The 24,278-nt window shown below is 72.1% G+C and carries 24 protein-coding genes; 23 read left to right on the plus strand and 1 reads right to left on the minus strand.

The window, feature by feature from the left end:
- Positions 1-241: 241 nt before the first annotated feature.
- The 3 genes from ACFHWE_RS21745 to ACFHWE_RS21755 are packed head-to-tail and all read left to right on the plus strand — an operon-like array spanning position 242 to position 3,381.
- Positions 242-1,525: a helix-turn-helix domain-containing protein gene (locus ACFHWE_RS21745; RefSeq protein ID WP_416603677.1), complete on the plus strand. Its 1,284-nt coding sequence runs from the start codon at positions 242-244 to the stop codon at positions 1,523-1,525.
- Positions 1,522-2,409 carry a phosphotransferase family protein gene (locus tag ACFHWE_RS21750; protein WP_416603679.1) on the plus strand — a complete coding sequence of 296 codons (888 nt, stop codon included), beginning with the start codon at positions 1,522-1,524 and terminating at the stop codon, positions 2,407-2,409. Before ACFHWE_RS21745 ends, ACFHWE_RS21750 begins: the two co-directional genes overlap by 4 nt.
- A 51-nt stretch (positions 2,410-2,460) precedes the next feature.
- Positions 2,461-3,381 (plus strand): phosphotransferase enzyme family protein, encoded by a 921-nt coding sequence (locus tag ACFHWE_RS21755; RefSeq protein ID WP_416603681.1) that lies wholly within the window; start codon positions 2,461-2,463, stop codon positions 3,379-3,381.
- 167 nt (positions 3,382-3,548) lie between these two features.
- On the opposite strand, the gene ACFHWE_RS21760 is transcribed toward ACFHWE_RS21755, so the two are convergent.
- Entirely contained in the window at positions 3,549-4,241 is a 693-nt protein-coding gene (locus tag ACFHWE_RS21760) for a DUF6994 family protein (protein WP_416603682.1), read from the minus strand.
- A gap of 120 nt (positions 4,242-4,361) precedes the next feature.
- Here ACFHWE_RS21760 and ACFHWE_RS21765 point away from each other — a divergent pair, with 120 nt between their 5' ends.
- The 20 genes from ACFHWE_RS21765 (at position 4,362) to ACFHWE_RS21860 (ending at position 24,259) form a co-directional block, all read left to right on the plus strand.
- Entirely contained in the window at positions 4,362-4,718 is a 357-nt protein-coding gene (locus tag ACFHWE_RS21765; RefSeq protein WP_416603683.1) for a hypothetical protein, read from the plus strand.
- 372 nt (positions 4,719-5,090) lie between these two features.
- On the plus strand, positions 5,091-5,927 hold the full coding sequence (locus ACFHWE_RS21770) for a sigma-70 family RNA polymerase sigma factor (RefSeq protein WP_416603684.1): 837 nt from the start codon (positions 5,091-5,093) through the stop codon (positions 5,925-5,927).
- A 96-nt stretch (positions 5,928-6,023) separates the two neighbouring features.
- Positions 6,024-6,434, plus strand: a complete 411-nt coding sequence (locus tag ACFHWE_RS21775) for a hypothetical protein (RefSeq protein WP_416603686.1) — start codon at positions 6,024-6,026, stop codon at positions 6,432-6,434.
- On the plus strand, positions 6,431-8,290 hold the full coding sequence (locus ACFHWE_RS21780) for a hypothetical protein (protein WP_416603687.1): 1,860 nt from the start codon (positions 6,431-6,433) through the stop codon (positions 8,288-8,290). Before ACFHWE_RS21775 ends, ACFHWE_RS21780 begins: the two co-directional genes overlap by 4 nt.
- Before the next feature lie 30 nt (positions 8,291-8,320).
- Positions 8,321-9,250 carry a PrgI family protein gene (locus ACFHWE_RS21785; protein WP_416603688.1) on the plus strand — a complete coding sequence of 310 codons (930 nt, stop codon included), beginning with the start codon at positions 8,321-8,323 and terminating at the stop codon, positions 9,248-9,250.
- On the plus strand, positions 9,250-11,079 hold the full coding sequence (locus ACFHWE_RS21790) for a VirB4 family type IV secretion system protein (protein ID WP_416603690.1): 1,830 nt from the start codon (positions 9,250-9,252) through the stop codon (positions 11,077-11,079). The genes ACFHWE_RS21785 and ACFHWE_RS21790 overlap by 1 nt, the downstream gene beginning before the upstream one ends.
- The gene (locus ACFHWE_RS21795) at positions 11,079-13,427 is read left to right on the plus strand and encodes a type IV secretory system conjugative DNA transfer family protein (RefSeq protein WP_416603691.1); all 2,349 of its coding nucleotides are present in this window, start codon (positions 11,079-11,081) and stop codon (positions 13,425-13,427) included. The genes ACFHWE_RS21790 and ACFHWE_RS21795 overlap by 1 nt, the downstream gene beginning before the upstream one ends.
- Before the next feature lie 29 nt (positions 13,428-13,456).
- Positions 13,457-14,314 (plus strand): replication-relaxation family protein, encoded by an 858-nt coding sequence (locus ACFHWE_RS21800; RefSeq protein ID WP_416603692.1) that lies wholly within the window; start codon positions 13,457-13,459, stop codon positions 14,312-14,314.
- On the plus strand, positions 14,311-15,372 hold the full coding sequence (locus ACFHWE_RS21805; RefSeq protein ID WP_416603693.1) for a C40 family peptidase: 1,062 nt from the start codon (positions 14,311-14,313) through the stop codon (positions 15,370-15,372). Before ACFHWE_RS21800 ends, ACFHWE_RS21805 begins: the two co-directional genes overlap by 4 nt.
- A gap of 1,343 nt (positions 15,373-16,715) precedes the next feature.
- Entirely contained in the window at positions 16,716-17,195 is a 480-nt protein-coding gene (locus ACFHWE_RS21810; protein WP_416603695.1) for a hypothetical protein, read from the plus strand.
- Positions 17,189-18,025, plus strand: coding sequence for a hypothetical protein (locus tag ACFHWE_RS21815; protein ID WP_416603697.1), 837 nt, complete (start codon positions 17,189-17,191; stop codon positions 18,023-18,025). Before ACFHWE_RS21810 ends, ACFHWE_RS21815 begins: the two co-directional genes overlap by 7 nt.
- 47 nt (positions 18,026-18,072) lie before the next feature.
- A complete protein-coding gene (locus ACFHWE_RS21820) occupies positions 18,073-18,774 on the plus strand; it encodes an SAF domain-containing protein (protein WP_416603698.1) in 702 nt (233 codons plus the stop codon).
- A gap of 35 nt (positions 18,775-18,809) precedes the next feature.
- Positions 18,810-19,700, plus strand: a complete 891-nt coding sequence (locus ACFHWE_RS21825; RefSeq protein ID WP_416603699.1) for a hypothetical protein — start codon at positions 18,810-18,812, stop codon at positions 19,698-19,700.
- Positions 19,697-21,013, plus strand: a complete 1,317-nt coding sequence (locus tag ACFHWE_RS21830; RefSeq protein ID WP_416603701.1) for a CpaF family protein — start codon at positions 19,697-19,699, stop codon at positions 21,011-21,013. The genes ACFHWE_RS21825 and ACFHWE_RS21830 overlap by 4 nt, the downstream gene beginning before the upstream one ends.
- Positions 21,013-21,921: a type II secretion system F family protein gene (locus tag ACFHWE_RS21835; RefSeq protein ID WP_416603703.1), complete on the plus strand. Its 909-nt coding sequence runs from the start codon at positions 21,013-21,015 to the stop codon at positions 21,919-21,921. Before ACFHWE_RS21830 ends, ACFHWE_RS21835 begins: the two co-directional genes overlap by 1 nt.
- Positions 21,918-22,793 carry a type II secretion system F family protein gene (locus tag ACFHWE_RS21840; protein ID WP_416603704.1) on the plus strand — a complete coding sequence of 292 codons (876 nt, stop codon included), beginning with the start codon at positions 21,918-21,920 and terminating at the stop codon, positions 22,791-22,793. Before ACFHWE_RS21835 ends, ACFHWE_RS21840 begins: the two co-directional genes overlap by 4 nt.
- A gap of 17 nt (positions 22,794-22,810) precedes the next feature.
- Positions 22,811-23,017 (plus strand): hypothetical protein, encoded by a 207-nt coding sequence (locus ACFHWE_RS21845; protein WP_416603705.1) that lies wholly within the window; start codon positions 22,811-22,813, stop codon positions 23,015-23,017.
- Positions 23,014-23,412, plus strand: a complete 399-nt coding sequence (locus ACFHWE_RS21850) for a TadE family protein (protein WP_416603707.1) — start codon at positions 23,014-23,016, stop codon at positions 23,410-23,412. Before ACFHWE_RS21845 ends, ACFHWE_RS21850 begins: the two co-directional genes overlap by 4 nt.
- Complete coding sequence (locus ACFHWE_RS21855; protein WP_416603709.1) at positions 23,409-23,852, plus strand: TadE/TadG family type IV pilus assembly protein; 444 nt, start codon at positions 23,409-23,411, stop codon at positions 23,850-23,852. The genes ACFHWE_RS21850 and ACFHWE_RS21855 overlap by 4 nt, the downstream gene beginning before the upstream one ends.
- On the plus strand, positions 23,849-24,259 hold the full coding sequence (locus ACFHWE_RS21860) for a TadE family protein (protein ID WP_416603711.1): 411 nt from the start codon (positions 23,849-23,851) through the stop codon (positions 24,257-24,259). The genes ACFHWE_RS21855 and ACFHWE_RS21860 overlap by 4 nt, the downstream gene beginning before the upstream one ends.
- The last annotated feature ends 19 nt before the right edge of the window (positions 24,260-24,278 follow it).

Consider the following 24,278-nt stretch of genomic DNA (forward strand, 5'->3'; position numbering starts at 1 on the left):
CATGGACGAACTCGCCACCGCCCTCAAGAATTGAGCGCTCTTCCGCGAAAAAGAACCACGCATTCCCCTGCGCGCCGTCGGACGCGCTGTCACACTCTGAGCCACACCCCTGCCGGCACACGGGTTGGAGGCCGCCATCACCACCTCGCAGGCAACGTTCTGCCGCGCGTGCGGCCGACCACGCGAATCCGCCCGCAGCACCTGTACATGCATCCCAGCGCGGGCCTGGCAGGAACCGCACATGCAGGCGGCCCTCAAACGGACCGACGTCGCCGAGGTCATCCGGATCCTGCGCCACAGCGTCCCCTCCCTCACCCAAGAACGCATCGGCTGCATGACCGACCTGTCGCAGAGCACCGTCAGCCGCATCGAGTCAGGGCGCTCCCGACTGGGTCAAGCCCGCTCCCACGACGTTCTCACCGCACTCGGCGCGCCCCTCCCGACACCGCACCCTCCAACGGCACCGGTTCCCGCACCCCCAACGCCTCCAGCCCGCAACCACGCCCACAACGACAGCGAACGACTACACCAAGCCGCCCAAGACCCCGAATCCGTGCTGTCCGGCCTTGCCGACACCGTCGACGACCTCACACTCACCACCCTGGAAGCCCAACTGTCGGCCCTGGCCGTCGCCTACGTCTCCCAACCCCTGCCCGGCATCGTTCCGCGCATCATCGCCACACGCGACGCGGCGCTGGCCCACCACCGGACCGGCGCCCGCCCCCGCCAGGCCCACCACCTGATCGTCATCAGCGGCACCGCCTCACTCCTGCTCGCCCACGCCGCACAGAACCTCGGCCACACCCCCGCAGCGCTCAACCACCTGGCCATCGCCGAACGCTGCGCCACCTACGCCGACTACCCGCCCCTGACCGCCTGGATCCACGGAACCCGGGCCCTGTTCGCCGAATGGGAACCCGACGTAGGCGACGCCGTCCACCTGGCCGGACACGCCATCGCCACAGCCACCAGCACCGAAGAACGCGTACGCGCCCACGCCATCAAAGCCCGAGCCGCCGCCCGACGCGGCGACGCCGACACGGCCCATGCCGCACTGACCGCCCTCGACCACCACCGCTCAACATCCACGAACACCGGCCCCGGAGAACTCGGACAGCGCTTCGGCGGGATCTTCACCTTTCCCCGCGCCAAGACCGCCTTCTACACCGGCAGCACCCATCTGATGCTGGGCGACGCCGACACCGCCCTCGAACTGTCACAGCAGGCCATCACCGACTACACACAAGGCCCCACACTCCAACGCAGCTACGGCGACCACGCCCTGGCCCACATCGACCGCGCCGCCGCCCTTCTGCACCTCGGCGACACCGACTCGGTACGCGCCGACCTGCTCACCCTCACCCGTCTCCCGCCCGAACTGCGCATCCGCCAACTCGGCCCCGCAGTCCACAGCCTGCGCGGCCGACTGCACCAGGCACCGATCCGCGACGCGGACCGCATCGACCTGAACGAACTGATCATCGACTTCACCCGCACACAAGGGCCGATACCTTTGGGGCCATGACGGCCCTCAGAACCGCCCCCGGTGTGCCCGCCGCCGCCCTCACCGCCGCCCGCACATGGGGGTGGACCGGACAGGACGCCACACTGCTACGCCACCACGGCGCGATCGTCGTCCACCTGCCCCAGGACGGTGTCGTCCTCCGCCTGACCCCTGCCGAGCACGCCCAAGCCGCCGAACGCGCCGTGATCGTGACACGCTGGCTCCTGGAACGCGGGGTAGCGGTCACCGAACCCGCCCACGTGGAACAGCCCCTCCATCTGGGCGAGGCGGTGGCCACAGCCTGGATCTACTACCCCCAACCGGCCTTCCCCTCGGAGTCGGCCCCTGAGCACCTGGGGCGGATCCTCGCCGACCTGCACCGGGCCGGAACACCCCCTGTCGACCTGCCCGCCTATCGCCCCCTAGCGGCGTTGGACACCACCTTGGACACCGCGCGCTGCCTCGACGAGCAGGACATCGCCGACCTGCGAAACCGCATCAAGGACCTGCGCCGTGCCTACGACAGCCTCGACTTCCCCCTGGGCACCGGGTTGGTACACGGTGACGCCTACCCCGGCAACACCCTTCTGGACGAGCGGTTCGGTGTGCGGCTGGGTGATTGGGACGAGTGCGCCTTCGGCCCCCGCGAGGTCGACCTGGCCAACGTCTGGCAGGGACAGCGACGGTTCGGGCGCCCCCTGGAGCACGTGGAGGTGTTCTCGCGCGCCTACGGCTACGACCTCTCGTCCTGGTCAGGGATACACACGCTGGTGTCCCTGCGCGACCTGCACACCCTGAGCGCGTTCATCCGCGCCGCTGACCGCGGCGACCACAACGCCCTGGCGCAGGTCCGCCACCGGATCCGCACCCTGGACGACCCGACGGCGTCCTGGGCCTCACGTTGAGAAGCGAGACCCCGCCGACGTGACCGTCGATGTTGTTACGCTGCGCTCACCATGAGCACCACCGATACGGCCTCCCAGACGTCTGCCGATGGACTCACCCCCGCGAAGCTCCGCGCGGTCCTCGCCGGTATCTGCTCCCAAGCGGGGCTCGACCCCCGTGGCGCGGAACTGATCAAGTTCACCAACAACGCGGTCTTCCGCCTGGCCTCGGACCCCGTGGTCGTGCGCATCGCCGGATCGCGGACCGTGAGACGGCGCATCGACACGGTCATCGCCGCCGCGCGGTGGTCTGCCGAACACGATGTCCCGGCGGTGCGCCTGATCGAAGACGTTCCGCAGCCGGTGGAGAGCGACGGATACGCCGCCACCCTGTGGCATCTGGCCCCCGGCAACGGGCCCGCCGCCACCGGCGCGGACCTGGGACGCATCCTGCGCAGAATCCACCAGCTCCCGGCCCCCCGCTTCCCCCTTCCGCAATGGGCCCCCTTCACCCAGGTGCGCACCCGTATCGCCGACGCCGAAGACCTCGCCGCCCCCGACCGGGACTGGCTGCTGGAGCAGTGCGCCCAGGCCGAGGAGCAGCTCGCCTCCCTGAGCTACGTGCTTCCCCGCGGGGTCATCCATGGAGACCCGTTCCTGGGCAACCTCATCCCGGCCCCCGACGGGCCGGTGATCTGCGACTTCGACTCCCTGTGCATCGGGCCGCGCGAGTGGGACCTGACCCCGGTGGCCGTGGGCAGACTCCGTATGGACTACCCCGAGGACGCGCACACCCCGCTGGCCGCCGAGTACGGGTTCGACGTCACCGGCTGGCCCGGATTCGACGTGCTGCGCCGGGTTCGCGAACTCAAACTCGTCACCAGCGTCCTGCCGATCCTGCGCAGCCAACCCGCCATCCGCCCCCAGTGGAAGCACCGGTTCGACAGCCTGCGCGCGGGCGACACCTCGGTGCGGTGGCAGACCTACCGCTGATCCCCGAATGAGCAAAGCCCACGCGCATCACCGAGCCTGAGCCGGTACAGGGCGACAGCGTCGGTTTTGAACTCGGTGGACAGCGCTTCATGGCCATGGGGCGGACCCCTTCCGGTGTTTCCAGCGCCGGAGATGTCTCCTACCCGGGGGAACGTCCGAGACGATTTCTAAAGAGTCCTGGCGTACGCCTCGATGCGGGCGTTCCTGGCGTGGATGAACTCCATGCTCGTCTCCATGTAACGGCGATACGTTGCCAGGTCCTGCGGAACCGACGGCATGGCGAAATCGTCGAAGGGCATCGCGAACCGGACCCGGTCCCCGTCGAGCAGGTCGTGGAGGAGGAAGTGCTCGATGAACCCTTCCAAGGTCTCGAACAGGGCGAAGAAGTCGGCGTAACGGGCGAGGACGTCACTGAGTGGGCTCTGCTGGCCTGTGTAGTGGCGGCGGACGCACTCGACCGTGAGGTCGAACCGGTCGGAGATCCGCGGGTGGAAGCCGCGGGCGCCGTTGATCGTCTGCTTGCTCCCGATCCTGTTGCCCGGCCAGATCATCATCCCGCCGATCGTGTAGCCCAGGTTCCAGAACGCCTCCGACTCGCCGTCGTCGAGCATCGCGACGACGGCCTCCGCCTTGTGCGGGAACGTGGGGACGACGGTGTCGCTGCTGAGCCAGAACCGTCCCTTGACGGACTCGTGGACGAGGTAGCTCCCCGGCCTTCCATCGGTGAGGTCGAAGCGTGTCCCGTCCGGAAGGTCTCTGCTCCAGAGCGTTCGGTGGTAGCGGTGCAGTGTGTCGCTGTAGGCGTCGGGGTCTTTGCCTGGGGGAGTGTCGGTCTGGAAGTCATACGTCGTGTCGATCAAGCGGTCATCGAGTGGGCCACGGCCTGTTTGACGGTCCAGCGCAGGCCCGGACGCGCCGCCTACGGCGCGGGAGAGATGTTCGGGGCAGTAGATCCGTAGATGCCCTTTCGAGTGCCGGGCGTGACGGCGCTTGATGACGGTCAACCGGTCAGCGGGAAGAGCGACCCCGCATGTGGAGCACTGTCGGTGGTCGGCGCCGGCGGCATTCCGGTCGGGGAGGACCTCGCTCAGGACGCGGGGTTCGTCGTACCCGATCAGGTCTCGCTCGTCGGCCATGCCTGTGCTCCTTTTGATGGTGTTCGGTCTCAGTATGTCCGGATGAGCGACTCTATAGGCGTGTCCACCGAGCTGAAGCAGGGTTACCTGGTGGTGTCGATTCGTGTAGGTGTACGGGTTGGGCTGCTTGTACGAACAGGTGGTTTCTGGCTGATCGATTTTCTTTTTCCCGTTGCTGAGTGCGAAGTGAGCGCGAGGTGAGCGGGTGGTGAGTATGGAGGGCGCCTTTCTGTACCATTGTGCTGCAAGGGGTCGAATGGAGCCTTCATCGTGCGTGTCGAAAAATCTTCCTCCGGATCGCCGGATGGGGCTACTCAGAGTTTCCCGGGTACGTGCTCACAGCACGCTCACCTCATCATCTATGCAGTTAGATACGCATCATCAGGTCTCGTGAGAGCCACGACGCCACGCATCGGCGCCCCGCTCGGCGCGTGAACTTTACCATTCCTTTGCCTGGGTGAGTTCGGTATGAGAACGCTTTGAGTGCGCGGTGATCACCTTCCGAGTATCTACCGATAATCGTGTTTGTTTTGATGCGGGTGTCGTTTACCGATGCGATTCGAGGGGGCACCCGTGGCCTTTGCGCCGTCACCGCTGGAAGTCGTCGAGACCCACTTCGTCCACCTGGCACCCGTCCACCTGACCCTGCACGGAGGCCACCTCCACCCCTGGCTCCAGGACCGCCCCTACACGCTCTACGAACTCCGCGATGTCCTGATGGGCGAGTCCACCCCCCACGAGGTACGCGACGCGGTGTGGCGGTCCACCATCGGCAACGCCCGCCACTGCCAGGACTGGATGGTGGGCGCCCTGGGCCTGTGCATGCCCGCCCTGCGCTCCACCGCCCGGCGCACCTGCCGCTCCCTGACTCCGGAGGGGGTGGAGGCGGTGGAGTCGGCGATCTTGGCCGCGGCCCTGCACCAGATCCGCACCATCGACACCGGCTACGCCCGCCTGGCCTGGTACCTGGCCCGCCGCGTCCACCGCGCCGCGCTCTCGGCGCGCAAGCACGAGCGGGACGCCCCGCCCCCGGCCGGCCTGGACGTGCGCGAACCGGCCGCCGACTCCAGCGCGCACACCGGCGTGGAGGTGCTGCTGGTGGCCGCGGTCCGCGCCGGGGTGCTCTCCCCGTCCGAGGCGCACCTGATCGCCCGCACCCGGCTGGAGAACGTCCCTCTGGCGCGGGCCGCCGCCGAGTTGGGGGTGTCCTACAAGGCGTGCGGCAAGCGCCGCGAGCGCGCCGAGGCCCGCCTGGCCGAGGCCGTGGGCTCGGGCGGTGTGGAGCTGTGCGACGCCTTCGACCAGACGGAGAAGCACCCGGATCGCGGGGCGGGACGCCTGGAACTGCTCGCCGGGGCCGGGAAAGTCGCGTCGCCGGTGTCGCATCGGGCCTTCCCGCTGGCTTCTTAGGGGAGCGAAGGGCCGGGGGACCAGGGCCCGCCGCACGCGGTGGCGGTGCCTGGTTCCCCTGCGGCCGGTAGTCGAGTCCGGAGGGCGGGGCAGGCGATGAAGTCGAGCGCGAAGGCGTACCTGCGGTGGGCGGTGGTGGCCGCCGCGGCGGGGGCCACGGGGTGGGCGCTGGTGGGCGAGGGCGCCTCCTGGGCGTGGGCCACTACCGGCGAGAGCACACTCGTCGTGGCCAGCGACACCACGGGCGCGGGACAGTCCACCGCCGAGCTGCGCCAGGTCGTGGAACGGCTGCGGCTGGTCCTCATCGCCCTCGCCAGCGCCCTGGGGACGCTGTTCCTGTCGATCGCGGGGGTGCGGTGGCTGGTCGCCGCCGGGGAGCCGGGACAGATCGACGGCGCCAAGCGCGCCCTGTCCGGCGCGGCGATCGGCTACGGCATCGCGGTCCTGGCCACCGTACTCATGGACGTCTTGGACTGGATCGTGTCCGTGGACGGGGGCGGTGAGTGAGCCCCGCGCCACAGCGGGGCCAGCGGGCCCCGGCCGACCCGGCCCCGCCCGACGACGAACCGCTGCCGCCCCCCGCCGACGACCCCCTGCCCGCACCGCAGGACACCGCACCCGCACCCGCACCCGAACCCGGCCCGGGTCCCCGGCCGGAGATCAACGACGACCCGCTCCCGCCGCCGGAGGACCCGAACGCAGGTGAGCCGCCCCAGCCCGGGCAGGCCCCCGCCGGGGAGGTCGTGGAGCTGGACACCGACGGGGACGTGTTCGACTGCGGCCTGATCGACCCGGGCTGCCACGTCTCCAATTGGTTCGCCGACTTCGTCGTCTCCGGCCTGAACCCCGCGCTGGGCTGGCTGGCGCAGAAGGCGTTCCACACCCCGCTGCCCACCGAGGGCATGAAGGGCCTGCACGAGGGCATCCTGACCACCGCCAACGTCCTGTTCGTGCTGCTGGTGGTGGCGGGCGGCCTGGTGGCCATGGGCTACCAGAGCGTGCAGTCGCGCTACTCGGCCGCCGACCTGCTGCCCCGGCTCGTCTTCGCCTTCGTCGCGGCCAACTTCTCCCTGTGGGTCAGCACTGAGATGGTGCGCCTGTCCAACCAGTTCGCGTCCGCCATCGGCGCCGACGGCATCAACACCCGCGAGGCCGTGCTCAATTTCCGCGACCGCCTGGACGTGCTGCTGGCCGAAGCGGTGGTCTTCACCGTCCTGTTCCTGGTGGTCGTCGTCGTGCTGCTGGTGGTGTGGATGATCGCCGAGGCGGTGCGCATCTGCATGGTGATCGTCCTGGTCGTGGCCGCGCCGCTGCTGCTGATGTTCCACGGCCTGCCCCAGACCAACCGGCTCGCGGAGCTGTGGTGGAAGTCCATGGTCGGGCTGTGCGCGATCCCCGTCGCCCAAAGCGTCGTCTTCATCGCCATGGCCCGGCTGTTCTTCGAAGGGCAGATGACGCTCTTCGGCGCCATGAACACCACCTCCGCCACCGCCGACGACGTGGGCGAAGTGGACTGGCTGATGCAGATCATGCTGCTCCTGGTGCTGCTGTACGTCCAGATCCGCATCGGAAGCTGGGTCATGCGGCTGGTGTGGCAGCCCAACCTTGGCACCTCCCCGATCGCCGCCCTGCTGAAGAACATCGCATGGATCCTGGCCTTCCGCTCGCTCAGCGCCGCGCGCGTGCCCGGCGTGCTGCGCGACGGACTCGATCTCGGATTGCGCTGGCCCCAACGCGGCCCCCGCGCCCCGCACGGCGCGAAACCGTCGGGAGTGAAGCCGCCCCGCCCCGCCGCCTCCAACGGGGTGCAGCCGGTGCAGCCCCAGGCGTGGTGGTACCGGCCCCGCCACGACCCACCCGCCCCGGCCGCCGATCTGCCCGGCCCCCGCCACGCCCTGCCCGCACCGGGCGGCGCGCCCTCCGGCCCGGGCCCGCAAAGCACACCGCCCACACCGTCGGGCCTGCCCGGACCCCGCGCGCTCCCACCGGTCCCCGACCCCCGACCGGGCCCGCCCGCACCGCCTCGCCGCGCCCTGGAGGAGGGACGCATGCCCGGATCACCCCGCAGCGGCCAGCAGACGCTGTTCGTCCGCCCCAACCCGCCCACCCGGACACCCCCCGAAGCAGGGGCGCCGCCCCAGCGCCGGTGGCGCCAAGGGGTGCTGCCGGGCACGCCGCCCCCGGTGCGCGCACCCGGGCGCCGCGCCCCCGAACGGGTCGCCGACGTGTGGGCGCGCCAGCGGCGCGAACCCCGCAGGAACGCGCACGTCAAGGGGCAGCGGCCCCTGTTCCCCAACCCCAAACGCGTCTGGAAGCAGTACGGCCTGTTCCCGCCGCTGAAGGCCCCGCGCAAACAGCCCTGACCACCTCCACAGACACCGAAGGGACGACCCGTGGACTCCGACGACGCATCCGCCTGGCAGGGACGCATCCCCGCCGACATCGACCGGCCCGAACCGCTGCTGTTCACCCTGACCGCCCGCCAGTGCCTGATCCTCGCCCCCGTCTTGGCCGGGGCGTGGTGCCTCTACCTGCTGGTGGGCGAGGCGGTGCCGCTGTGGGCCTTCGCCCTGGCGGCCTCCCCCGTCCTGGGCGCGGCCCTGGCCCTGGCCCTGGGCGAGCGCGACGGGAGGGGCCTGGAACGCGTCGCCGCCAGCGCCCTGGCCTGGACTCGGGCCCCCAAACGCCTGGTCGGCGCACCGACGGGGCGGATCCCACGGCTGCCGCGCTGGGCACCCCGCCCGGGCCGCAGCCCCCGCCTGGAGCCGCTGCGCCTGCCCGCCTCGGCGATCACCGAAGAGGGCGTCGTGGACCTGGACGGGCGGTGCGCGGCCCTCATCGCCTGCACCACCCTGCCCTTCCACCTGGCCTCCGGACGTGAACGGGACCAGATCCTGGCCGCTTTCGCGGGCGTGGTCGACGCCCTCTCAGAACCGGTGCAGATCCTCGTCCAACGCCGCAGCGCCGACCTGTCGGGCCTCACCGCGATGCTGCGCGACAACGCCACCCGGCTGCCGCACCCCGCGCTGGCCGACACCGCCGCCGCCCACGCCGCCTTCCTCGACGAGCTGGCCCACACCCACGAACTGTCGCACCAGCAGGTGGTGGTCGTGGTCACCGCCACCGGAGGCGCCCACACCGCGGGCGGCGCCGTGCGGCGCACCGCCCAGGACACCGCCGACCGGCTCACCACCCTCGGCCTGCGCACCCGCGTCCTGACCGGGGGCGAGACGGAGCAGGTGCTGCGCCAAGCCATGGCCTGCCCCCTCACGCGCCCCACCGACACCGACGAGTACGACGCACACCAAGGAGAGGACCGCTGATGGCACTCGCACGGCTGCGGACCCGCACCGGATCACCGGCACTGGGCGGACCGGCCCTCGAAGTCGGCGCCCACCACCTGCGTATCGAGGGCGGATTCTGCCAGACCCTGTCCATGGTCGGGTTCCCGCGCGAGGTGAGCGCCGGGTGGGCCGAACCGCTGCTCACCCACCCCGGCCAGCTCGACATCTCCTTCCACCTCGCACCCGTCCCCGCCGAGCGGGCCGCCGCCCGGCTGCGCAAGCGCCGCGCGCGCCTGGAATCGGCGCACCGCACCAGCGCCGTACAGGGCCGACTGGAGGACCCCCACCAGGTGGCGGCCGCGATGGACGCCGCGCAGATCGCCGACCGCGTCGCCACCGGGCAGGGCCGCCTCTACCGCGTGGCGGTGCACGTCACCGTGCACGCCCCCACCCCGGAGGAGCTGGAGGCCCGGCTCCAGCAGGTGCACGCGGTGTGCGCCTCACTGCTGGTGGCCGCCGTCCCGGCCACGTTCCGCCCCGTGCAGGGGTGGATCTCCACCCTGCCGCTGGGCACCGACCTGCTCGGGACGGGCCGGTCGATGGACACCGACGCGGTGGCGACCCTGCTCCCCTTCACCTCCCCCGAACTCGTCGCGGACCTGGGCGAGACGACGGTGGTCTACGGCACCAACACCCACTCCCGCGGCGTGGTGGCCTGGGACCGTTTCTGCGGAGCACTGGACAACCACAACAGCGTGATCCTCGCACGCTCCGGCGCCGGCAAGTCCTACCTCGCCAAACTCGAAGTCCTCCGGTCGCTGCTGGTGGGCGTGCAGGTCGCCGTCATCGACCCCGAGGGCGAGTACCGCCGTCTGGCCGAAGCGGTCGGCGGGACCGTCCTGGCGCTGGGCACCGGCCGGGGCCGGTTGAACCCCTTCACGCTCCCGCCCGCCCAGGCCGACCCACACGCCTTCACCAACCGCGCGCTGTTCGCGCACACCCTGGTCACCGCGATGGTCGGCACACTGTCCCCCACCCACAAGACGGTGCTGGACCGGGCGATCATCACCGCCTACGCCGAAGCCGGGATCACCCGCGACCCCGCCACCTGGCAGCGGCCCGCGCCCGTCCTGGCGGACGTGGCCGCCGCCCTGGAGGAGGCGGCCACCGATCCGGCCCTGTCCGACGAGCTCGGCCACGCCGCCGAACGGCTCGCCGAGCGGCTGCACCCCTTCGTCCACGGCTCCCACGCCGCCCTGTTCGAGGGCCCCTCCACCGCCACCCTCGACTCCCACCTGAGCGTGGTCTGCCTCAAGGAGCTTCCCGACCAGGTCCGCCCGGTGGGGGTGCTGCTGGCGCTGGACGCCATCTGGCGCAACATCACCACCAGCACCGGCACCCGGCCGCGCATGGTCGTGGTCGACGAGGCCTGGCTCCTGCTCCAGGACCCCGCCGCGTCGGGCTACCTCGCCCGCCTGGCCAAGGCCGGACGCAAGCACTGGGCCGGACTCACCCTCATCACCCAGGACGTGGGCGATGTGCTGGCCACCGAACCGGGCCGTGTGGTCGTCGCCAACGCCGCCACCCAGATCCTGCTCACACAGGCCCCGCAGAACCTCAACCGGGTCAGCGAGGCCTTCCACCTCTCCTCCGGCGAGTCCCACCTGGTCGCGACCGCGCCCCGGGGCAGCGCCCTGCTGGTGGCCGGACACCACAGGGTCGGCTTCCACCCCGTCGCCTCACCGGCCGAACACAGGCTGATCACCTCCGACCCCGCCGAACTCGCCGCCATGCGAGCCCGGGAACAGCAAGGCGAGACCCGCCCCGACACCGATACCGGCAGCGTCGAGCGCGGGGCGGTGGCGTGATGGTCGGCTTCCTGATCAACGGGGGGTTCCTCCTCCTGCTCCCCGCCCTCCCCGCAACCGCGGCGCTGGCGTGCGCGGCGATCATCGCCGCGCGGTGGGCCCGCCACCGCTACCTGGCACGACAGGCACGGATCGTGGAGATCCTGCCGCCGCCCGAGGCGACACTGGACAACGCCACGGAGTTCTGGAACCACACCCTGGGCCTGCTCAAACCCCGCTGGTCGCGGTGGCTGGCCCAACCCCACCTGGCGCTGGAGGTCGTGGCCTCCGCCGGAGGGGTGCGCTTCCAGGTGTGGGTACCCGGCCCCGTCCCGCCCGGCTCGGTCGAGCGGGCGATCGCCTCGGCCTGGCCCGGCGCCACCACCGCCACCCGCCCCTGCCCGCCGGATGAGTCACCGTTGCCGCACGGGGCCTCCACCACCGGCGGACGGCTGTGCCTGGGACGCGCCGAGGTGTTCCCGCTGCGCACCAGGTTCGCCACCGACCCCGCCCGGCCGCTGCTGGGCGCACTGGAGGACCTGGTCGAAGGCGAACACGCCCTGGTCAGGGTCACCGCACGCCCCGCCACGGGCTGGCGGCTGGCCCGTGCCCGCCGGGCGGCGGCCTGCCTGCGCGGCCACCCCGGCCTGGCCGGAACCACCCTGGACGCCCTGGACCCCACCACCGGCGCCCCCGCGCGCCGCCCCCTCCTGCTGCCCGGCACCACCGATGACGTGCGGGCGATCCTGACCAAGGCCGCCAGCCCGCGCCTGGCCTGCGACGTGGCCTACATCCTCACCACCACCCACGAGGGGGAGGCGGCCAGGGAACGGCTGCGCGGACGCGCCCACGGGGTGGCCTCGGCGTTCGCCGCGTTCACCTCGGGCACCAACCACCTGGACCGCCGCTTCATGCTCCGTCCCGGCTGGTGGCTGGCGCACCGGTTCCTGGGCTACGGGTTCCTGCTCACCACCGACGAACTGGCCGCGCTCGCGCACCTGCCCACCGACACCACCGTCCCCGGCCTGGTCCGGGCCGGAGCACGCCCGGCCGCCCCCGCACCGGTGGTCGCGCGCGGCGGCGAGCACACCCGCGTCATCGGCGACGCCGACGCCGGCACCCACCGCCCCGTCGCCGTGGGGGTGGCCGAATCCAGGCAGCACACCCACATCCTCGGCAAGACCGGTTCGGGCAAGTCCACCCTGCTGGCCAACATGGTCCTCCAGGACGCCGACGCGGGCCGCGCCGCCCTGGTGATCGACCCGCGCGGAGACCTGGTCACCGACATCCTCGCCCGCCTGCCCGAACACGCCGTGGACCGGGTGGTGCTCTTCGACCCCGACGACAACGCCCCGCCGCCCAGGCTGAACCTGCTCCAAGGCGGCGACCCCGACTTCGTCTCCGACACCGTCGTGGGGATCTTTCGCCGCATCTACGACCAGTACTGGGGCCCGCGCACCGACGACATCCTGCGCGCCGCCACCCTGACCTTGACCCGCGCCCAGGACCCCGACCTGACCCTGGGTCACATCCCGCGCCTGCTCGCCGACGACACCCTGCGTGGCGAAGTGATGGCCAAGGTCACCGCCCGCACCGGCCACGACGAGGCCCTGGAGGACTTCTGGGGCTGGTATTCGGGCCTGACCGTGTCGGCGCGCTCGGCGGTCACCGGGCCGGTGCTGAACAAGCTGCGGACCGCGCTGCTGCGCCGGTGGGTGCGCCAGGTGGTGGCCTCGGGGCCCTCCACGGTCGACCTGCCCTCCCTCTTCGACTCCGGGCACCTGGTGCTGCTGCGGCTGCCCAAGGGTCGCCTGGGGGAGGACACCAGCTCACTGATCGGATCGTTCGCGCTCGCGGCCACGTGGCAGGCGGTCACCGCCCGCATCCACACCCCCGAGCACGAGCGCAGGGACCTGTGCGCCTACGTGGACGAGTGCCAGAACTTCCTCAACCTGCCCGGGTCGCTGGAGGACATGCTGGCCGAGGCCCGCGGATACCGGCTCGCTCTCACGCTCGCCCACCAGGAGCTGGGGCAGTTGCCCGCCGACCTGCGCAAGGCGCTGTCGGCGAACGCGCGCACCAAGGTCTACTTCACCGCCTCGCCCGATGACGCGGTGAGCCTGTGCCAGCACACGCTGCCGGTGCTGGGGGCCTACGACCTCACCCATCTGGGGGCCTACCAGGCGGCGGTGCGCCCGCTGGTGGGCGCCAAGGAGCAGGGCGCGGCCACGGTCCGCACCCGGCCCCTGCCGCCAGGGGAGAAGGAGCGCGCGACTCAGGTCCGCAAAGCCGCACGAACCCACGGAGCGCAGGAGGAGCAGCCCACCGAGGAACCGCGCGGATCGCAATCGAAGGAGAAGACATCGTGAACACCGGCACCACAGGACGAGGAGGACACATGCCCGAACGCAGTGACTACGGCGCCGCTCTCGTACGGCTGGCCCCCCGGGTGACCCCGAGGGACCGGCAGATCCTGGCCGGGCTGTACGACCACCACGTCATGACCACCCGTCACGCCCACCGGCTCTACTTCCCCGATGCGGCAGAGCGGCGCTGCCGCCGTCGCCTGCTGTTGCTGCACGAGTACGGACTCCTGGATCGGTTCCATCCCTTTCCCGGCCGCCATGTGTCCGCTCACTGGGTCCTCGCCCCGTTGGGAGCGGCCCTGGTCGCCGAGCACCGCGGGATCGAGGTCAGCGAACTGGGGTTCCGCCACGACCGAGTCCTGGCCTGGGCGCACTCGGGACGGCTCGGGCACATGCTCGGCCTCGTCGAATGCCTGGCCCTGACCACCGAAGCGGCCCGTGCCCATCCCGTCGCGCGCCTGGTGTGCTGGGACAACGAACGCGCATGCGCACGCAGGTGGGGGCGCTACATCCGCCCGGACGCCTACATGCGCTGGCACCAGGGGACTGTGGAACTGGACGCCTTCTGGGAGTACGACACCGGAACCGAGCCCCTGACGAAGGTGCGCCGCAAGATGGTCGGATACGCCAATCTGGCGCGGTACAGCAAGCTTCCGTCGATCGTGCTGTTCGCGGTCCACTCCGACAAGCGGGCCCAGCACTTGCAAGAGAAGTTGGCCGCAGATGTCTCAGACATGGTGGGGGCCTACGTCACCACCCACGCCCGGCTCGCCGCCCACGGGCCCGCGCAGGCGGTGTGGCGGGCCGCGGGCTCCCTGGAACCCGCCGACCGGCTCACCCTGGTCGACATCGCTCGCCGCCACCCCCTCCCCGAACAGGGGCAGGGGTGATCCGCCACGCGCTCGGCGCCGCGGGCGCGCTCTTCCTCCTGGTGCCGGTCTTCATCGGCGCGCTCACCGACGGCGGGGAACAGGCCGGTGCGCTCCCCCAGGGGATCGCGGAGATCCCCGACGCGGTGCTGCGGGCCTATGTCCAGGCGGCCGGAGGCCTGGAGACGGAGTACCCGGGGTGCACGGGGATGGCCTGGCCCGTCCTGGCCGGGATCGGGAAGGTCGAGTCGGACCACGCGGCCGGACACCGCCTCTCCTCGACGGGGAGGGCCCGGCCGCCCATCACCGGCCCCCGGCTCGACGGGACCGGCGCCGGGGGCAACACCACGGCGCACACCGACAGCGACCACGGACGCTGGGACGGGGACACCGAGTTCGACCGGGCGGTGGGCCCCATGCAGTTCCTGCCCGCCACCTGGGCCTCCTACGGCCTGGACGCGACCGGGGACGGCACAGCGGACCCGCACAACGTCTTCGACGCCGCGTGGAGCGCGGCGGTGTACCTGTGCCTGAGCAGCCCGGAAGCAGCAGCCGTGGACTTCACCGACACCGACGACCTCCACGCCGCGCTGCTGCGCTACAACCGCTCGGCGTCCTACGCACAGAAGGTGAGGGGACACATCGACACCTACACCGCACTGGCCGCCCGCACCGTCCCGGTCTCCGGGGCAGGCGCCAGCAGCGCGCAGGGCCGGTCCGCCGCCCGGTGGGCCCTGGACCAGGTCGGCAAACCGTATCTGTGGGGAGGTACGGGTCCCGGCGCCTTCGACTGCTCCGGGCTGGTGATGCGGGCCTGGGAGGCGGCGGGTGTGCGCCTGCCCCGGGTGACCACCGACCAGGTCAATGCCGGAAGGCGCATAGCGCTGGACCAGGTGCAACCGGGCGACCTGCTGTTCTACGAGACCGGGGCTCCGGGCGGCTCTCCCTCGCACGTCACGATGTACGTCGGGGACGGCCAGATGGTCAACGCACCCGGGACGGGGCGCAGCATCCGCGTCGAGCCCGTGGGCGGCGCCTACTACAGCGCCCGGTTCGTGGCGGCCGTCCGGCCGGGCTGAGGGCCCCGCACCGCACTGGGGGCGCGGACGTCCCTCCGATACGGGGGCATCCGCGCCCACGGTGCGATGGATGCGTTCCCGGAGTGGCCGAGTGCTTCCCGGAAGTGCCGCACGCACGTCTTTTCCGCGTCCCCATGACTTTTCTGAACCGTTCGGGTTGAAACTTCTCGCGAGTATGGGGAAGCATCAAAACCGCTGTTCAGCCCGGGTGAACGCGATCATTCCCATTCGACCGGCTTCATTCGTATGTCCGATAAGGGGTTATTTGTCATGCCTGTGTATGCCTTGAGGAACGTTTCCCACGCCCTGTCCTCGTCGGGCGGGAGAGGGGGATAGCCAGTCCGCGTCGTGTCGGGCGGAGTGAGGAAGCGCAGCCCCGCAAGTGATCGAGTTCGGGGCCATTGACACCCGCATCGCCCACACGCCAAAGCCGCAAAAACGGCGAAGCACAACAGAAGAGAAGCCGCCTCGGCCGATGTAGCAGCACCGGCCGAGGCGTGATCCACCACCTGACGCATCCAGGAGGAAGATCTATGAGCCATGCTACGGGTCGGCACCGCAGGCGCCGACAGGGATGGGCCAGCCGTGTGCGGTGGTCCGTGGGGGCGGTGCTCGCGGCGATCGTGGGGGTGAAGCCCGCGCCGCTCCGGCGCACGGCACCTTCACCCCAGCGGATGTCGCCGCCGAGCCCGGTAGCCTCCCACCCCCCGAGCTCGCCTTCACCCGGTGAACCGGAGTGGGTCGGGCGCTACGACGAAGCACGGCGTACCCATGCGGATCGGTCGTGGGAGCTTTTCACCGAGGGCGGACGGGAGGCCCGGCCCGGCGCGGTGGTGGAGCTGCCGGAGTTCGGCTGGTGCGTGGACGACGACGGGGTGGCGGCGGTGCGCCCCTATCTGGTCGCGCACGAAAAGCGCCAGCGCGCCCACCGTCGGCGGACGGTTCCTTCCACTGATTTCCAGAGGCCGTCTGCGGCCTATTCCTGTGACCAAAGTACTGGTTCGGTGATCCCCGGCGAATGGGATGAATTGGCTGGGCTGATTCGTCAGTGGCACGCGCAGCGGACTCCCGTGGCGTGAGAAACCAGCGGTGTTCCGGGCCTGCCTCCTCGCTGGAGGCGGGCCCTTTCTCGTGTCTCGTTTTCGTGTTTTCGCAGGTGGGGCGTGCGACATCGGAGGTCGGTGGTTCTCTTCACATTTTTGGTCACGAGGAGTATTGGGGAACGGGTTGTGTAGTGACTCTGTGTGTGGTTAGTGTCACTTATCGAAAGCGCGGTGTGGGTGCCGTGCTCGGTGTGGAAACGGCGGTGGGGCATGCGTGTGCCTGTGGTGGGTGGGGTTGTGGTGGCCGTTGTGGCGGCTCTGGCCGGGTGCGCGGCACAGGAGGGAGAGCGGAGCGGCGAGCCGACGCCCGCACCGCCGACGCGTACGGCGCAGGCTAGCCCACCACCGGAGGAGTTGGCGCTGGAGGCCTACCGCGCCATGTGGGGCGTCGTGGTCGAGGGCTCCCACGAAGGGGCGGTCGGCCACCCGGACCTGGACGAGTACGCCTCAGGCCAGGCACTGGAACTCACCACGGCGATGCTGCACGGGGCCACGGCCACAGGAGAACCGGCCATGGCCCCCGAAGTCGTCGACAGCGATCCCACCGGATCTCCCCCCACCGTCTCCGTGGAGGACTGCATCGATGACTCGGCCTGGGTCGTCGAGGTCGACGACGGGGGGACCGAGGGAGGCCCGAGGCTGGTGAGGGCCACCGTCATCGCCGATGAAGGCGTGTGGCGCGTGGACGACCTCTGGCTGGAGGACTACGGCTCATGCTGACCACCGCACCCGCACACGCCAGGGGAACGCTCGTTCTGGGAATCGCGGTCGCGAGCCTCCTGTCCCCGGCCGTGGCCGCGGCCGACAGCAGCAGTTTCATGACGACCACCGACTGCGTCGACGGGGGCTGCCGGGTCACGGCCCACGCGCCGGGGCGGGGGCCGGTCGCCTTCGAAGGGGCCACCGGCGCAGTGCCCGGCGACGCGGGCGGGGACAGCGGTTCTGAGTGCGTGGTGTGGGACGAGGAGTTCGCGCGCTCGGGGATGGCGGGCCCGCAGGAGGTACCCAGGGGGGTGGCCCGGTGCAGCGCGGTCCTGGCGCCCGGGGCGGAGGCGGGGTTCGATCCGGCCGCGCTGGCGGAGCGGATGCGGGCGGCGATGCGCCCGCCCGAGCCGGACATCGGCACCGCGCCGCCCCTGGGACGGCCCAGGTTCGTGAACATGCCCTCCTGGATGTGGGTGGACGCAGGGGACTGGGAGCCGGTGTCGGCGACCGCCTCGGTGGGCGCCGGGTCGGTGACGGTGGTGGCCGAGCCGCGGCGGGTGGTGTGGGACACCGGGGACGGCCACGAGGTGGTGTGTACCGGGCCCGGCACGGTGTTCTCGGCGCGTACCTACCGGGAGGGGGGTTCGCCGGACTGCGGCCACACCTACACGTTTCTGCCGCCGGGCGGGGCGGGGGAGACGGTGGACCTGGCGGCGGTGTGGGAGTGGTCGGTGTCCTGGTCGGCCACGGACGGCACGGGCGGGGGGCTGGAGGATCTGGCCACCGAGTCCACGGTCGCGGTGCCGGTCAGCGAGATCCACTCCGTGGTCACCGACATCGGCTGAGCAGCCGGATCCAGAGCAGGAAAACCGTTGAGGACGAAGGGGTGGGGATGGTCGCGCTCGCAAATCCCAAACAAACCGATCGGGAAAATAGCCAAGAAACCAATGCTGGGCGGGGGCGGGAGCCGGTCCGACTGGCGGCGACCTCGCGCCGCCACTGGAAGTGGGGCCTGCTCGCCGCCGCGCTGGTCGGCGCGGGAGGCATGGCGGGAGCGTGGGCCGGGCTGGCGCTGGAGGACACCAGGCCGGTCGCGGTGCTCGCATCCGACCTTCCGGCCGGGCACGTACTCACCGCCGCTGACGTGCGCACGGCCGATGTGCCCGAGGCCGAAGGGCTGCGCATGCTCACCCCGCAGCAGGTGCACGGGCAGGTGCTGACCCGGCCCACGCTTGCGGGCTCTCCGCTGGTCACCGGTTCGGTCGGGGACCGCGCGGTGTGGCCTGACGAGGGGCAGGCCGTGGCGGCGGTCCCCGTGGCCACGGTGCCGCACGGCCTTGAGGCGGGAACCGCCGTGGACGTGGTGGTCTCCGGAGCAGCGGAGGGCACCACGGGGGCCTCGACCGGGTTCGTGCACCGTGTCGTGTCCGCCGAGGACGGCTTCGGAGGCGGACAGCAGGTCGTGGAGGTGGTTCTCTCCCGCGAACAGGCCGCCCACGTCTCCCGTGCGGCGGCCGAGACACCCGCGCAGATCGTGGTCGTCCACCCACGCGACGATGCGCGGGCGTTCGCCCAGGCGGGAGGTGCGCGGTGATCATCGCGGTGTGCTCACTTGCCGGAGCTCCGGGCGTGACGAGCCTGGCCATGGCCCTCACGGCGTGCTGGCCCTCCTCGCCCCTGACCGTTCCGGTCCTGGTGGAGGCCGATGCCTCCGGCGGGGACGCGGCCTCCTGGCACGGCGTCGACCCCCGAGGTACCGGACTGGTGTCGTTGGCCGCCGCCTCCCGAACCCCGGTTCCGGTGACGGCCCAGGCGTGGACGCAAGCAGGCGTCGCCGACATCGCCCACGCGTCCGTGTCCGGCGCGTCGCTGCTGGACCACGCGGTGGAGCTGCCCGGCGGCCTGCGGGTGGTCCCGGCTCCGCCGGACCCGTTGGAGGCGGGACGGGCGGTGGACATGCTGGCCCACAACCCGGGCCTGCTGCGCACGGGACGGGTGACCGTCGTGGACGCGGGGCGTGCGGTGCCGGGGTCCGCGGGGGCGGCCCTGCTCCGCCACGCCGACACGGTCGTGGTCCTCACCGACCCCGAAGACGTGGGGCACGCCGCCCGGCTGCGGGTGTGCGCGCCGGTACTGGCCTCACTGCGCGAGGAAAGGGTGCGGGTGGGCCTCGCTGTGGCCGGGCCCTGCCCCCACCCCGACGGCGAGGTGTCGAAGGTGGCCTCGGGCCTGCCGGTGTGGGCGCGCATCCCGCACGACCCGACGGGCGCCGGGCTGGTGCGGGGCGAGCACCGCCCGCCCCGGCGCCTACGCGACCGCTGGGCCGCATGGTGGGCCGAACGCCACGAGCCCGACGGCGTGGAGTGGATGCCGCTGATCAAAGCCGCCCAGTCCCTGGCGGAACTGTGCGACGACCTCCCCGCCCTCGACCTGCCCGACGAGGAACGGCAGGAAGACGGGCGGCACAGCCTCGGCCCGTCCACAGAACGGCGCGACTCGACGGTGGTGAACGTGGCATGACGGCGACCAACGACCTCCCGCGTCTGGCGTCGGCCGCGGATACGGGGACACGTGAGAACTCCCTGCGGGCCGACGCGCTGGCCCTGGCCGGCCGCGTCACCGAACAACTCATCACCACCCCCGGCGAGACGGCCGACGCCGATCGCGTCACCCTCCTGGTCAACCGGCTGCTGGAGGAACAGGCGCGCACCGCCCTGGTCCAGGGCAGCGGGGGACGGGCCCCCGCCGACGAGGCGCGGCTGCGGCAGATGGTCCTGGACCACGTGCTGGGGCTGGGCCCGCTGGAAGAACTGCTCGCCGTGCCGGAGGTGGAGAACATCCACGTCACCGGTAGCGACCCGGTGATCGTGGACTTCGGCGCCGGACGCCGGGAACGCCACCCGGCCGTGGTCGAGACCGACGCCGACCTCGTCGCCCTCATCCAGCGCATCGCCGCCCGCGCCCCGGGCGCGGAGCGCCGCTTCGACACGGCGGCGCCGCTGCTGTCCATGGAACTGCCCGGCGGGGAGCGGTTGTCGGCGGTGATGACCGGCGTCGCGGCCCGCCCCAGCGTCACGATCCGCCGCCACCCCGCCCGCCACCTGCGCCTGAAGGACCTGGCCCACGCGGGGACCCTCGACCTGCAGGCGTACGACCTCCTGACCGCGGCGGTACGCGCCAGGCTGAACACGGTCGTTTCCGGCGCCACCAATGCCGGGAAGACCACCCTGCTGCGCGCCCTGCTGGGCACCCTCGCCCACGAGCGGATCATCACCGTCGAGGACTCCCTGGAACTGGGCCTGCACCGGCACCTGGCCGACGCGGACGTGGTCGCCCTCCAGGGGCGGCCAGCCAACATCGAAGGGGTCGGCGAGGTGACGCTGGCCGAGCTCGTGCGGGCGGCGCTGCGGATGTGCCCGGACCGGGTGATCGTCGGAGAGACCCGGGGACCGGAGACCATCGCGCTGCTCAACGCCATGTCCATGGGCACGGACGGCTCGATGTCCACCATCCACGCTTCCTCCAGCGCCCAGGTGTTCGCCAAACTGGCCGCCTACTGCGCCCAGGCCCCCGAGCGGATGAGCGCCTCGGCCACGGCGTCCCTGGTCGGCACGGCGGTGCACCTGGTCGTGCACATCGACACCGGCGAGGACGGGCGGCGCGTGGTCACCAGCGTCCGCGAAGTCGTCGGATCCGAGGGCGAGCAGGTCATCTCCAACGAGGTGTACGTCCGCGAGGTCGACGAACCCGCGGGGACCGTGGTGTGCGCTCCCGGCGGAGTGGTCGGCCAGCGCCTGGCCCGGGCCGGATACCCGGGACGGGGGTGGGCGTGATGACACCCCTGTGGAGCTGGGACACCGCCGCCCTGGCCGGTGCGGGCGTCCTGTGCGGGGCGGGCCTGGCCTGCGCCGCGTACGGGGCCAGCCTCGTCAACTGGCGTGAGACCGCCGCCGCGCCGCGCCTGCGCCGCTGGAGTGCGTTCGTGCGCCAGCGGCGGCTGTGGGTGTGCGCGGCCGGGGCCGCAGGAGCGGCGACCGCCGTCGTGCTGATCACGGGCTGGCCCGTCGCGGGCGTGCTCGCCGCTGCGGCCGGATGGTGGATGCCCGCCCTGCTCGGCCCCGACACCACCACCCGCACCGAAGCCGACCTCGCCGAGGCCCTCGCCTCGTGGGCCGAACAACTGCGCGACATGATCACCGGCGCCTCCGGTCTGCACCAGGCCATCGCCGCCACCGCACCCCTGGCCCCGGCCCGGATCCGCGACCAGGTCCACACACTCCAGGCCCGGCTGCGCGCCGGACAGCCCATGGAGCGGGCGGCCGGGGCGTTCGCCCACGAGGTCGACTGCGACCTGGGCGACCTGATCGCCCTCACCCTGACCACGGGCGCCTCCCCGCAGAGCGCGGCAGACGTGGCCGGGGCGCTGTCCCGCCTGGCCGAGGCGGCACGCGAACGCGCCACGACCGTGGCGCGGGTGTCGGCCTCCCGTGTCAGGGTGCGCTCCGCGGTGCGCATCATCGCCGCCGCCACCGCCCTCATGCTGCTGGGGATGGCGCTGTTCAACCCCGCCTTCCTGCAACCGCTGGGCACCTGGGCCGGGCAGAGCGTGCTCGCGCTCACCGGAGGGCTGTGGGCGGCCTCGTTCTGGTGGCTGGCACGTCTGGCCGCCCCGCCCAAGCCGCCGCGCCCCTTCCGCCCAGCCCCGCAGGAGAGTGTCCTGGTGGAAGGCGGTGCGCGATGAGCGTGCTCCTCATGGGCGCGGCCGGAAGCCTGGTGGGCGCCGGGGTAGGCGCCGCCGCCTACGCGCTGCGCCGCCCGACACTCCTCGAACGCCTCACCCCCCGCTCCGAACCCCGGCCCCGTCCCGCCGTGGAGGGCGGGTGGGCCCAGCGGGTCGGCCACCGCGCGGCACACCTGCTGGCCCGGGCGGGGATCCCGGGCCCGGCCATGTCCAGGACGCTGCTGGCCTCGGGCACACCGGTGCAGGCCTACCGGGCGGAGAAGGCCGCCGCCACCGGACTCGGGCTCCTCCTGGCCCCGGTCCTGCTCCTGGCGCTCGGTGCGATCCTGCCCGTGCCCGCGCTGGCGTGGCCGCTCGCGGTCCTGGTCGCGGCCGGGTGCTTCCTCGCCCCGGACCTGGCCGCCCACACGGCCGCCGCCGAGCAGCGCGCCGAACTGCGGGCGGCCACTTCCGCGCTGGCGGACCTGGTGGTGATGGGCCTGGCCTCGGGCGCGGGGACCACCAGCGCGGTCACCACCGCCCTGGAACAGGGGCACGGCCGGGCACCGGAACGGATCCGCCGGGCCGTCCACGTCGCTGCGCTGCGCCACCGGCCCGCCTGGGAAGGACTCGACACCCTCGCCCAGGAGAGCGGCGTGGACGAACTCGCCGAACTGGCCGCCTCGCTGAGTCTGGGCGGAGCCTCGGGGGCCCGCACCCGCACCTCCCTGACCGCGAAGGCCGCGTCGCTGCGCGCCCGCCGCCTAGCCGAAGCCGAGGCCGCCGCACACGCGGCCACCGAACGCATGGCCCTGCCCACCATGGGCTTGGTGGCCGGGTTCCTGGTGCTGATCTGCTATGTCGCCCTCACCCACGTGATGGCCGGTTTCTGAACAGGGAGGGTTTTTCGATGCAAGGGCTTCTTCGGCGTGCCCGCGGTCGTGTACACGCCCGGCTCACGCCGAAACACACCGTCACCTCCGACGCGGGCTCGGCGTCGGCGGAGTTCGTCCTGATCATCATGGTGGCGATCACCATCGCCACCGTGGTGGGGGCCATCCTCGTCCAGGAGTTCACCACCGCCGCCGAGTCCATCGACCTGGGGGTGAACCGGTGAGGACACCGCCAGGCCGCCGCCCGCACCGGGCGAGCCGCTGCGACCGGGGGAGCGCGGAGCCGCTCCTCATCCTGCCGTTGGTGTTCGTCATGGTCATCGCCGTGGTGCAGGTGGGGGTGTGGGCGCACGCCCAGCACCGCGCCCAGGCGATCGCCTCCCAGACGCTGGCGGCGGCCCGCGCCTTCGACGGTTCGACCGCCTCGGCCCACGATCGGGCCGAGCAGGCCCGCACCCAGTTGGGCGGCGGGGTGCTCCACAGGATGGAGGTCGACGTCGACCGCACCGCCGACCTGGCCCGGGTACGCGTACGCGGCCAGGCGGTGGGCCTGGTCCCGGGGACGGCGCTGCCGGTCTCCTCGGAGATGGCGGGCCCGGTCGAGAACCTCAACCCATGAGCACCCCGAAGCAGTACGCACGAGGACTCCCAAGGCGCCGGGGCGATCGCGGCAGCGCGTCGGTGGAGCTGGTCCTGCTCGCCCCCGTCCTGGTGCTGGCCCTGATGCTGATGGTGGCGGCGGGCCGCCAGGTCTCCGCCGCCCTGATCACCCGCGACGCAGCCTCCGCCGCCGCGCGCGCCGCCTCACTGCAGCGCGACGCGGCTTCCGCCCGCGCCCAGGCCCGGGCCACGGCCGAACGGGAACTGGCGGGCCGAGGGCTGGCCTGCGCCTCCTCCCACGCATCGGTGGACGCCACACGCTTCGGCGCCGGCGGGACCGTGTCGGTGGAGGTGGCGTGCACGGTCACCGTCATCGACCTGGGCGGGCTCGGCGGTCAGCACACCCTGCGCGCCAGCGCGTCCTCGCCCATCGACCCCTACAAGGGGCGGACACCATGAACCGACAGCACAGGCGAAACGGCGACGAGGGGCACGCGTCGGTGTTCCTGATCCTGCTCATGCCCGTCGTGATCATCGTCTTCGCGCTGGTCTGGGAGGCGGGCCAGATGCTCGCGGCCAAGTCCGAACTGCTGGCGACCGCGCACGAGGCGGCCCGGGCGGGCACCCACCAGATCGACGAGAGGCGCACGCTCGAACGCGGCGCCCCCGTGATGGACCCCGGCCGTGCACGGCGGGCCGCCGCCCGGTACCTGCACGACACGGGCGCCACCGGGACGGTCCAAGCGAGGGAGGGCCAGGTGGCGGTGGTGGCCCGCACCACCTACACACCCGCCCTGCTGCCGATCGGGCCCCGGGTGATCGAGGCCCGCGCCACCGCGAGCGCACTCCAACCCCCACCTGGGTGACCGGCCGGGGCCGTCGGGC

The organism is Nocardiopsis sp. LOL_012 (assembly GCF_048060475.1).
Taxonomy (GTDB): Bacteria; Actinomycetota; Actinomycetes; order Streptosporangiales; family Streptosporangiaceae; genus Nocardiopsis.